Origin of the sequence: Pseudomonas sp. (assembly GCF_032058845.1) — a bacterium.
Lineage (GTDB): Bacteria > Pseudomonadota > Gammaproteobacteria > Pseudomonadales > Pseudomonadaceae > Aquipseudomonas.
On the sequence record NZ_DAMCCR010000013.1, the window covers coordinates 16,676 to 28,667 of the forward strand.

The 11,992-nt window shown below is 63.4% G+C and carries 7 protein-coding genes; 1 reads left to right on the plus strand and 6 read right to left on the minus strand.

Translation table 11 applies throughout. The features are described from left to right. Positions 1-14: 14 nt before the first annotated feature. The 5 genes from RT028_RS04370 to RT028_RS04390 form a co-directional block, all read right to left on the minus strand. Positions 15-488: a copper chaperone PCu(A)C gene (locus RT028_RS04370; protein WP_409567164.1), complete on the minus strand. Its 474-nt coding sequence runs from the start codon at positions 486-488 to the stop codon at positions 15-17. A 5-nt stretch (positions 489-493) separates the two neighbouring features. Then, positions 494-1,099: an SCO family protein gene (locus tag RT028_RS04375; RefSeq protein ID WP_312932853.1), complete on the minus strand. Its 606-nt coding sequence runs from the start codon at positions 1,097-1,099 to the stop codon at positions 494-496. A 239-nt stretch (positions 1,100-1,338) separates the two neighbouring features. Further along, positions 1,339-1,923 (minus strand): Fe-S biogenesis protein NfuA, encoded by a 585-nt coding sequence (nfuA, locus tag RT028_RS04380; protein ID WP_312932855.1) that lies wholly within the window; start codon positions 1,921-1,923, stop codon positions 1,339-1,341. A gap of 108 nt (positions 1,924-2,031) precedes the next feature. Continuing rightward, positions 2,032-3,054 carry an acyltransferase gene (locus RT028_RS04385; protein WP_312932856.1) on the minus strand — a complete coding sequence of 341 codons (1,023 nt, stop codon included), beginning with the start codon at positions 3,052-3,054 and terminating at the stop codon, positions 2,032-2,034. Between the two features lie 126 nt (positions 3,055-3,180). Beyond that, a complete protein-coding gene (locus tag RT028_RS04390) occupies positions 3,181-5,493 on the minus strand; it encodes a fatty acid cis/trans isomerase (protein WP_312932858.1) in 2,313 nt (770 codons plus the stop codon). Between the two features lie 173 nt (positions 5,494-5,666). On the opposite strand from RT028_RS04390, the gene metH reads away from it, so the two are divergent. Further along, a complete protein-coding gene (gene metH / locus RT028_RS04395) occupies positions 5,667-9,374 on the plus strand; it encodes a methionine synthase (protein ID WP_312932860.1) in 3,708 nt (1,235 codons plus the stop codon). A 378-nt stretch (positions 9,375-9,752) separates the two neighbouring features. Here metH and RT028_RS04400 read toward each other — a convergent pair. Continuing rightward, the coding region (locus RT028_RS04400; RefSeq protein WP_312932862.1) for a hypothetical protein at positions 9,753-11,992 on the minus strand (2,240 nt) is incomplete at its 5' end.

Sequence of the window (11,992 nt, forward strand, 5' to 3'; positions counted from 1 at the left end):
ACCCTCTGCACCCTTCAATGCATATGCGCGTGATCATGCTCTGGCGCCTCGGCAGTCAGCGCCCGGACCGGCACCTCAACCTCGAGCGTCTGGGTCTCACCTGCCGCAGTCTTGACCGTCAGCGTCAGCGGCACGTTCTCACCTTCTTTAACCTGCTGCTTCAAACCCATCAGCATCACGTGGTAACCGTTCGGGTCGAGCGCAACCGGCTTGCCGGCGGGCAAGGTCAGCACCTCGACCTGCTTCATACCCATGACATCGCCGTCCATGGTCATGGCATGGATCTGCACGGTCTTGGCAATCGGCGAGGCGACGTTGGTCAGCGCGCTGTCGGTGTCAGCGGTCAAGACCATGAAGGCGCCGGTGGATTGCTGCTGCGGCACACTGGCACGGACCCAGGATTCAGTGACGGTGGTCTGGGCCAGGGCCGAGGCGGACAGGCCAAGCAGGGCCAGGACAGCCAGGCTGCGGGTGATCGATTGCGGCATTGCCATTAGCAGATCTCCATCAGGGTGAGCAGGTCTTCGGTACATTCCTTGGCATTGAGCGAATGGCCCAGGCTCAGACGCAGGGTGCCGCGGGAATCGTAGACGTAGCTGGTGGACGAGTGGGAAATGGTGTACGTGTCGCCGGTCGGCACCTTCTCGTAAAACACCTTGAATTCGCGGGCCACCTGGTCGATTTCTTCCGGGGTGCCAGTCAGCGCGGTAAACGAGGGGTCGAATGCCTTGACGTAGGCGTCGAGCACTTCGGGCGTGTCGCGTTCGGGGTCCAGGGTGATGAACACCACCTGCAGGAAACCGGCATCGCGGCCCATCAGCTTCTTGATCTGTGCCGCGCGGGCAAGCGCCGTGGGGCACACCGCAGGGCACTGGGTGAAGCCGAAGAAGATCATCGGCATGGTGCCGTAGAAGCTCGACAAGGTGCGCACGTTGCCCTGGGGGTCTTTCAGGCGGAAGGAGCGACCGAGAATCTCGTTGCTCATGTTCTTGCCGTACTTGAATTCAAGCCCGCGAGCGGGGTTGCAGCCTGCCAGCAGGCCCAGCCCCAGTACGCCCATCCCGGCAACGACGGCGCGCCGGGTCAACAGATCAGTCATGGAACCATCCTTTACAGGGAAGGTGCCGGCCCCTGGAGCGGGCCGGTCAGAAACCGGGGCATTCTTGCATGACACCTGGGCAACGACTACCCGGCGCAGGTCTCGAGGGGCGCAAAGCCCGTGGAACCGGGCCGCGACCTGATGTCGCAGGGCTTGAAACAGTTACAGTTTGTTGCTAGGGCAAGGCAAAAAAAGACCGAAGCGGGTGGCGGTCACCGGCTTCGGTCCTGGTCACGCGGTCAGTAGTACGCGTTTTCTTTCTGCGTGTGGTCCGTCACATCGCGCACGCCCTTGAGCTCCGGGACGCGTTCGAGCAAGGTGCGTTCGATGCCGTCCTTGAGGGTGACGTCGGCCTGGCCGCAGCCCTGGCAACCCCCGCCAAACTGCAGCACGGCAATACCGTCTTCGACCACGTCGATCAGGCTCACCTGACCGCCGTGGCTGGCCAGGCCTGGGTTGATCTCGGTCTGCAGGTAATAGTTGATGCGCTCGTTCAGCGGGCTGTCGTCGTTGACCGTCGGCACTTTGGCGTTCGGCGCCTTGATGGTCAGCTGGCCGCCCATGCGGTCGGTGGCGTAGTCGACCAGGGCGTCATCGAGAAAAGGCTCGCTCACCGCATCGATATAAGCGGTGAAGCTTTTCAGGCCCAAGGCAGTGTCCTCAGGCTTCTCTTCACCCGGCTTGCAATAGGCAATGCACGTCTCTGCGTACTGGGTGCCCGGCTGGGTAATGAAAACGCGGATGCCAATGCCGGGCGTGTTCTGCTTGGAGAGCAGATCGGCCAGGTAGTCATGGGCGGCGTCGGTAATGGTTATAGCGCTCATGTAAGTTCCTCACAGACTTGTCGGCAAGTGTACGCCAACCCGCTCGGCGAACAAAGTCCTAGCATTTAAGTCAGGAAAGTCGCTGGCCATTCGGAAACGGGGCAGCACTCAGGAAAGCGCTGCGGCCTGATCCTGCTGGGAGCGCGTCTCCAGCCAGGCCCTGCCGCGCCGGTACAGCCCACGTTCGAGCCACTGGTAGCTGCCCCACGAAGCCAGTGCAATCACCGGCACGCACAGCGCAAACACCGCATAAGGGTTGAGCTGCAAACGCTGGGTCAGCAGCCAGCCCGCCCACAGCACCAACACGTGGATGAGGTACACCGAATACGAGCAGTCACCAAGCATCTTCAGCACCCGGTTGCCACTGAAATACGGCTCCAGGGCGATGAACGACACCACGATCAACGCGCTGGGCAAGCCCCAATGCAGCAGTCGGCTGGAAGCATCCATCTGATAGATGGCGTAGCCCGCTGCGGCCAGGACAGCCAGCGGCAACCACAGGCCCTCGCGGACCATACCGCGGCGGTACAACACGCCGATGCCGATACCCAGCAGGAATTCATAGATGATGTCGTTGTTGTAGAAGTGGCTGAGCACGCCCAGGCGACCCAGCACTTCACTGGCCAGCAGCAACGCCAGCGTGATCAGCACCAGTTGGTGCCGTTGGCGGACGAAGAACGCCAGGGCAAACAAGGCATAGAAAAACATCTCGAAGTTCAGCGTCCAGCCCACGCTCAGCGTGGGGTACAGGCCGAATCCGCCCGGATTTTCCGCCGGGACGAACAGCAGCGACAGCAGCATGTGCCGCCACTCGAACTCCTGGTGCGGCATCCAGCGGCTGGCCACCAGCAGCAGCAGCGCCATGAGCAGCGTGTAGAACCAGTAAGCCGGAACGATGCGCAGCAAACGCTGCAGGAGGAACTGCCGAGGCGCGATGGTCTTGTCGCGGGTGGAAAGATAGATCACCAGCCCGCTGATGACGAAGAAGATGTCCACCCCGACCGCGCCGCGCTCGGTGAACAGGTGGCCCAAGGGGCTGGAAGCATGGAAGTCGAAGAAGATCTGCATGAAGTGGTGGCAGACCACCAACCAGGCGGCGAACGCCCGCAGTGCTTGAAGTGAATACAGCATGCGTGTTCCTGCATCGTAGGTGCATTTCAGATCGGCCGGGCCCTTTGCAACGTGGACCCGGCAGAACAATTCATGCGTACGACCGCAGTGAAACCGGAAAGGTCATTGCACCCTTGTGGTGCGTGCTCAGAGGTTCTCGTAGCGGTTCATGTCCAGCACGCCCGCCTCGACCGGCTGCGTCTCTTCGATATAGCGGCTCAGATCATGGAAATAATCCCAGAACTGCGGGTGCGAACGACGGATGCCCCAGCGCTGGACGATCCGCTCGAAGGCGTCCTTGTCATCGCGCGCCGCTTGCAGGGCATCGACGAACTCCGCCACCTCGCCAGCCGGCACATTGAACATGAAGTTCGGATAGCTGGTGAGTACCCCCGGATACAGCGTCAGGGTGTCGAGCCCCGGTTGGTAGCGATAGGCCTCGCCGAGCAGGAAGGCTACATTGCTGTGTGCACGGTTGCGCAACAGACTGTAGACCTCGCGATGACCATTGGGCGCCTCGATACGCAGCAGCGTCGCTTCCGGCAACTGGTCGATCACTTTGAGCCCCGCCGCCGGGCGCGATACCAGGCGGTTCAAGGACTGCTCGGCATTGCGCAACGCCTCGGGCTGGTCAGAACGTGAGCAGAACGCGCCGGTGCAGCGGTTGATCGGATCGGGCGCGGCATTCAAGCTGGCCGTGCGCTGCACCAACTGCAGGCCGAAGTCGCGGGTGGCGTGATGCTCGTTGAGCTTCAGACCGCTCGGGGTACTGGTGTCGATGTCGTCGTAGTCCAGCCACATCTTGATCTTGCCGCCGTCCTGGTACCAGTCGCTGAGGATGGCGCCGCGTTTGTCGGCAGGCATCAGGCGCAGGAAGTTGACCTCGGCGCCATTGCGGATGAGGTCGAAATACAGGCGGGTCTGCAACTGGTGCGATACGTTGCCGAACACGTCGAAGTTGACCGCCAGCTGGTAATAGGTGCGTTCCAGCAACGGGTAGTCGAACAGCCAGCTGGTCAGCGGTACATCGCCAATCAGGCCCTTGTTCACCGAGGCGCTGTCGAAGTGGCGGAAAATGCTCAGCAGCGCGTTGTCATTGCCGGTCCACAACGTGTCCCAGCCAGGCGGCGGCGCATCGGCATAGGCATCGCGGCGCAGGGTTTCATAGTCGTTGCGCTTGTCACGGTAGGCGCGCCACAGGCTCAGCACACTGCCCACATCATCGATCTGGCCGGGCATGGCCAGCAATGGGGTTGCCTGGCCGCGATAGCGGGCGTCGGTGATGTAGAGGTCGTGCTCGGGGTCCTGGAACAGCGCCCAGAAATTGTCGCGGATCACGTCGGTGGCGATCTGCCCACGGCAGACCGGGCCGCGAATGAAGGTGCGCACGAAGTACTCGGCGTTGTCGAGCATGAACTGGTAGCGAGCGCGGGCCGGAATCGCCTCGAAGGTCTCGAAGGGGTTGGCGCGGCGCTGCGGGCCGTACCCCGGCAGTGCAGTCACCTGCCAGTCACCGGCGTAGAACAGCGACTTGACCCGGGCCAGCTTCTGCGCGCTCATCGGGTAGGTGATGTGGGTCTTGTGCACGATCACGCCTTTGACCGGCACCAGGCGGTAATAGAACGTGGTCCCCGGCGGATCGTTCGGCCGGCGGCTGGCGATGATGTCGACCGGCTGCCCGGACGGCGTGCGCGAGCGCACCCACTGGAAGAAATGGCCCGCTTGCCCGCCTTCGAAGTACACATGGGCCAGGAACAGGTGTTCGTACAGCCAGCGCCCGGCCAATGCCTCGCTGGCGCCTGGACGGTTGAGCAAGGCTTCCCAGTCGCCGATCTGTCGGGCCTCGACGGCGGTCGGCTCGAGGGCGTTGGAATCCACTGGCGCACCGGCCGCCAGCCAACGTTGCAACGTCTGGTACTGCTGATCGCTCAGCCCGGTCACCGCCAACGGCATGCCCTCCTTCGGATGAGCGCCGGCATAGGCGGGGAACTCCTGGGGCGCGGGGCACATGTTGGTGCGGTTCAGCCCCAGCACGATGTCGTCCGGCACCTTGGCGTTGGGCGTGAGCGGCGTCTTGTGGCCCAGTTCCAGCATCTGCGCCATCAGCGCGGCCTGGCTGCCCTGGTTGTCCAGCACCGAATAGAAGCCCTTCTTGCGCCAGCCGTCTTCGTTGACGGCATCGTAGAACAGCCGCGTGGTCGGTACGGCCGTGCTGCGCTCGCCCTGATAGACCGGCACTTTGGAGCCGCCACGCTGAACGCCCTCGGCGCTGCCCAGGTTGAGCTGGCAGGCGGCGTCATTACAGGCGTGGCAGGCCACGCACTTTTCGGTGAAGATCGGCTGGATATCCCGCGTGTAGGAAATCGAAGGGCTGGCCGCAGGGCTCTGGGCCAGCGCCGGGCCGCCGAGCAGGAGCGCGAGCGCGCAGGCCATCAGCCCGGCAAAGGAACGGTGCATCATGAAATGAAAATCCTGGTTCTCGAAGGCCATCAGGTAATGGACAGTAAAAGCATTGAAATGGCATGGGCGCGTGAACATGAACATAATTCATGCAAACCCGCCGGCCGTCTAAAAACCATGCAAGTTTGCTATCATCCCGCACCTTCTGATATCGCCCGACCAGGTAGTTTGCCATGTCCGACCGCATCGCTCGTCTTCACGCTCTTCAGCAGGCACTCAAAGAGCGCATTCTGATTCTCGATGGCGGCATGGGCACCATGATCCAGAGCTACCGCCTGGAAGAAGACGACTATCGTGGCACGCGCTTTGCCGATTGGCCAAGCGATGTGAAGGGAAACAACGACCTGTTGCTGCTGACCCAGCCCGACATCATCGCCGCCATCGAGAAAGCCTACCTCGACGCCGGCGCCGACATCCTGGAAACCAACACCTTCAACGCCACGCAGATTTCCCAGGCCGATTACGGCATGGAGCGGCTGGTCTACGAGCTGAACGTCGAAGGCGCGCGTATCGCCCGCCAGGTCGCCGATGCCAAGACCCTGGAAACCCCTGATCGCCCGCGCTTCGTCGCCGGGGTGCTCGGCCCTACCAGCCGCACCTGCTCGATCTCCCCGGACGTCAACGACCCCGGTTTTCGCAACGTCACCTTCGACGCCCTGGTCGAGAACTACATAGAAGCGACCCGCGGCCTGATCGAAGGTGGCGCCGACCTGATCCTGATCGAAACCATCTTCGACACCCTCAACGCCAAGGCAGCGATCTTTGCGGTGCAGCAGGTGTTCGAAGACGATGGCCTGGAACTGCCGATCATGATCTCCGGCACCATCACCGACGCCTCGGGCCGGACGCTGTCCGGGCAGACCACCGAAGCCTTCTGGAACTCGGTGCGCCACGCCAATCCCCTTTCGGTGGGCCTGAACTGCGCGCTCGGCGCCAAGGACCTGCGCCCGTACCTGGAAGAGCTGTCGACCAAGGCCGACACCTTCGTCTCGGCCCACCCCAACGCCGGCCTGCCCAACGCCTTTGGCGAGTACGACGAAACGCCGGAAGAAATGGCCAGTGTGGTCGAAGAGTTCGCCGCCAGCGGTTTCCTCAACATCATCGGCGGCTGCTGCGGCACCACCCCTGGCCACATCCAGGCCATTGCCGAGGCAGTCGCCAAGTACAAGCCCCGGGACATTCCCGAAATCGCCAAGGCCTGCCGCCTCTCGGGCCTGGAGCCGTTCACCATCGACCGCAGCTCGCTGTTCGTCAACGTCGGCGAGCGCACCAACATCACCGGTTCCGCGAAGTTCGCCCGGCTGATCCGCGAGGAGAACTACACCGAGGCGCTGGAAGTGGCCCTGCAGCAGGTCGAGGCCGGCGCGCAGGTGATCGACATCAACATGGACGAAGGGATGCTCGACTCCCAGGCGGCCATGGTCCGCTTCCTCAACATGATCGCGGGCGAGCCGGACATCTCTCGCGTGCCGATCATGATCGACTCTTCCAAGTGGGAGGTGATCGAAGCGGGCCTCAAATGCATCCAGGGCAAGGGCATCGTCAACTCGATCTCCATGAAGGAAGGCGTCGAGCAGTTCAAGCACCATGCCCGCCTGTGCAAGCGCTACGGCGCGGCCGTGGTGGTGATGGCTTTCGACGAGGCCGGCCAGGCCGACACCGCTGCGCGCAAGCGCGAGATCTGCCAGCGCAGCTACGACATCCTGGTCGATGAAGTGGGCTTCCCGCCCGAAGACATCATCTTCGACCCGAACATCTTCGCCGTGGCCACCGGCATCGAAGAGCACAACAACTACGCCGTCGATTTCATCGAAGCCTGCGCCTACATCCGCGACCACCTGCCCTACGCCCTGACCTCGGGCGGGGTGTCGAACGTGTCGTTCTCCTTCCGCGGCAACAACCCGGTGCGCGAAGCGATTCACTCGGTGTTCCTGTTCCATGCCATCCAGAACGGCCTGACCATGGGCATCGTCAACGCCGGGCAGCTGGAAATCTACGACGAAATCCCTGCCGAACTGCGCGAGAAGGTCGAGGACGTGGTGCTCAACCGCACCCCCGAAGGCACCGATGCCCTGCTGGCCATCGCCGATGACTACAAAGGCGGCGGCGCGGTCAAGGAAGTGGAGAACGAAGCCTGGCGCTCGCTGCCGGTCGGCAAACGCCTGGAGCATGCGCTGGTCAAGGGCATCACCGCGTTCATCGTCGACGACACCGAAGAGTGTCGCCAGCAAGCCACCCGCCCCATCGAGGTCATCGAGGGCCCGCTGATGAGCGGCATGAACGTGGTCGGTGACCTGTTCGGCGCGGGCAAGATGTTCCTGCCGCAGGTGGTCAAGTCGGCGCGGGTGATGAAGCAGGCCGTTGCCCATCTGATTCCGTTCATCGAGGCCGAGAAAGGCGACAAGCCCGAGGCCAAGGGCAAGATTCTCATGGCCACGGTCAAGGGTGACGTGCACGACATCGGCAAGAACATCGTCGGCGTGGTGCTGGGCTGCAACGGCTACGACATCGTCGACCTCGGCGTGATGGTGCCGGCCGAGAAGATCCTGCAGACGGCCCGCGAACAGAAGTGCGACATCATCGGCCTGTCGGGCCTGATTACCCCATCGCTGGATGAAATGGTGCACGTGGCTCGCGAGATGCAGCGGCAGAACTTCACCTTGCCGTTGATGATCGGCGGCGCGACCACGTCCAAAGCCCACACCGCCGTGAAGATCGAGCCCAAGTACCAGAACGATGCCGTGGTCTACGTCACCGACGCCTCGCGCGCCGTGGGTGTGGCCACGCAGCTGCTGTCCAGGGAACTCAAGCCCGGTTTCGTCGACAAGACCCGCCAGGACTACGTCGAGGTCCGTGAGCGCACCGCCAACCGCAGCGCCCGCACCGAGCGCCTGAGCTACGCCCAGGCCATCGCCGCCAAGCCGAAATACGAGTGGGCCGAGTATCAGCCGACCGCGCCGGCCTTCACCGGCGTCAAGGTGCTCGACGACATCGACCTGCGCACCTTGGCCGAGTACATCGACTGGACGCCGTTCTTCATCTCCTGGGACCTGGCCGGCAAATTCCCGCGCATCCTCACCGATGAAGTGGTCGGCGAAGCGGCCACCGCGCTGTACCACGACGCCCGCGAGATGCTCGCCAAGCTGATCGACGAACGCCTGATCAGCGCCCGTGCGGTGTTCGGCTTCTGGCCTGCCAATCAGGTGCAGGACGACGATATAGAGGTGTACGGCGACGACGGCCAGCCACTGGCCACCCTGCACCACCTGCGCCAGCAGACCATCAAACCCGATGGCAAGCCCAACTGGTCGCTGGCTGACTTCGTCGCGCCGAAATCCAGCGGCGTGACCGATTACGTGGGCGGGTTCATCACCACCGCCGGCATCGGCGCCGAGGAAGTGGCCAAGGCGTACCAGGACAAGGGCGACGACTACAACTCGATCATGGTCAAGGCCCTGGCTGACCGCCTGGCCGAGGCCTGCGCCGAGTGGTTGCACGAACAAGTGCGCAAAGAGCACTGGGGTTATGCGCGCGACGAGCACCTGAGCAACGAGGCGCTGATCAAGGAGCAGTACCGCGGCATCCGCCCGGCCCCGGGCTATCCGGCCTGCCCCGATCACACGGAAAAGGAAACCTTGTTCCGCCTGCTCGATGGCACGGCAATCGGCGAAACCGGCCCCAGTGGCGTGTTCCTCACCGAGCACTTCGCCATGTTCCCCGCCGCAGCCGTCAGCGGCTGGTACTTTGCCCACCCGCAAGCGCAATATTTTGCCGTGGGCAAGGTCGACAAGGACCAGATCGACAGCTACAGCGCGCGCAAGGCGCAGGACGTCAGCCTCAGCGAACGCTGGCTGGCGCCGAACCTGGGCTACGACCACTGAGCCACTGCGCAGCAGGATCGTTGCGTCTGCAGGCCGGGGGCCTGGCAGGGTAAGTGGGTGCCCGCCCCTGCCCTGACGCCTGCCCCACACAGCACAAAGCCCGGACGCGCAATGCGCCCGGGCTTTTTCATGGCGGACTCACGGGTTTGGCTTACGCACGGCTGACCCAGTACACCGCAGTGATCACCACCAGCACGATCAGACAGAGAATCGCCCAGGTATCGACACGACTGCTGACAGGCTTGCGGACCTTGGTTGGAATTCCCATTGCATGGCCTCTTGTTGTCGGATGGAGATGTCCATCGCTCATTCAGTTAAGTCGAGCAAAGCCCATTGCTCAAGCAGGGTCTTTGCCACGTGTCCGATACTGCACATCATTCACCCATTGGGCAGCCCCGCATCCCGGGCCACTGCGTCGCTCATGGCCAGCAGAAACCCTTGCCGGGCGCTCTCCAGCACGAAGACCCTGAGCCCGAGTGCAATCAGCGCCTGTTCTTTATAGGGTGAATAGGCATTGGTGATGATCACCCGCCCGCGGTTGCGCACAAAGGGCATCACATGCTCGCGAACCTGCTCCACGAACGCCGCCTCATTGACGTAGAAATCGCTGAAATGGCCGCTGATGATCGCCAGGTCGCCCGCATTGCTCTGGCCTTGCGCTGCGTTGAGCAAGGCCCATCCGTCTTGTGTCGTGAACTGGGTCTGGCCCTGCTCACCACGGTGCAGAAGGCTGAGATAGTTCAGGCCGTCCAGATTGGAAAGCCCGTTGGGCAGGAACAGCACGGTGTTCTGTCGGGCCTCGCCCAGGATCGACGCGATCGGCAGGGTGAGCCGTCCGCGCTGGTTGATCTCGACGGGTGCGCGATGCCGCGCGCTGTTGCTTTGCATGATGTAGAACGCCGCCGCGATGTAGGCCCTGGCGTTGGCCTCGCCATTGATCGGGTCGACCCGGAACGAGGAGTGCTGGGAGATCTCGATCTGCCCATCGACCAGCGTGTACTGGGTTTCCACGGTCGAGTAGAAATAGTGGCGCAAGTCTTCCCGAAACGACTGCACTTCAGGCGAGTTGACAAACGCTGTCAGGGCAGCCGCTGTGGGAAATCTGTGACGCAGTGTCAGGGGGTCGAAACGCAGTTCGTGGCGCTCGTCCCAAAACGCCAGCAGGTCCTGCTTGATGTTGAGGATGTGCTGTTTGACGGCATCGGGCTGCTGCACGATCTCGCGCTGCGTGAGTGTCACCAGTGGATTGAGGTCATTGATCAGCAGGTCGCCCCGATACCCGCAGGCCCTGACGAAATTGCTGTAGAAGCCTGAGCCCGCCATGGGCTCGATGACGCGGGTGATCACGCCCTGGCCTGCACGCTGCGCGGTGACCAGGTCAGCGATCAACCGGCCGTTGACCCGTTTGACCTCCGACGAGATATCGCCGGGCATGCGGAAAAACGGCAATGCTGTCAGATCGACAGGCAATGCCCACTGCCGATGGAACAGGTCCACCTTGGCCGCGATGTTGCTGCTGTCGGTCGGCGCCTGCAGGGCTGCGGGTGCCTCTTCGAGCATCCGCGCATACTGGGCACCGCGGCGCGCGGGACGCACGAAGGGATAGACCACGTTGGCTGATTTGTGCCGGCCGGCCCTGGCATTGATGAGCATTTCATAAGCAGACCCCACAAGACCGAACCGTTCCGGTAACGGCAGCGCACCGGGCCTTGCCCATGGACGCCAGGGGTCGGGCTCGACGTTGGCGTCCATGCCGCCCACCAGCGTCTGCGCCACGTGCCACAAACCCCGCTCATCGCGGCGCAGCCAGACCCCACCGCCCGTGCCGCCGGGGCGCACCACTTCGATTTCAGCCGCGCCAGTATCGGTCGGGTTCACGCGGTAGAAGTGAATGGACGACCCCGCCAGGGCGATATACCGCGCGCCTCCCACTGCTACCTCTGATGAGGTGCTGGCGTCGTGGTAGAGGCGCGCGGTGGGGTCTTGACGATGCAGGGCGAGCAGACGGTGGGTCAGCGCAGCCCCTGTCGCGGCCACGGTCAAGCGATCCAGCGCCGGCAGCCGGTCCTGCAAGCGTCGCCACTCGCCATAGGCATGGCGCAAGCGTGGGCCTCGCGCACCGCTGGGCGACAGCACCCGCCAAGCCTTTGCTTCGCCCTGCACAGCAATGGCGCCCTCGCCCCACGGCAGCCAATGTCGGCCTTGCTCGTGTACCACACCGTCGGCCCCCGGTGCGGCCGCCAGCCTTACAGGCTGCACGCACACTGCCAGCTCAGGATCACCGAGCGCCGGCACGCCAAGCACGGTACCTTCGGCCGCCCTGGGCGCGCCCAGCGCGGGGACCTGTCGCAGGACCGCGTCGTTCAAGCGCGCCGCGTCACCCAGGCGGATCCCCAGCGCATCACGCGCGGCGTCGTTCAGAAGGCGCAACACCAGGTCGCTCAGCGGAAACGTCGACCCAGCGGCGGGCGCCAGGACATCACGCCCCGCGAGTTGGCCTTGGTAGGTATACGCATCGACCGGCCCACGCCGCTGGAGCACCGGTACCTGCGGCGCATCGCTCGCCCCCCAGACACTGACGCTGTTCGAACCGGCCATGATCCGGATCGCGACGGTCC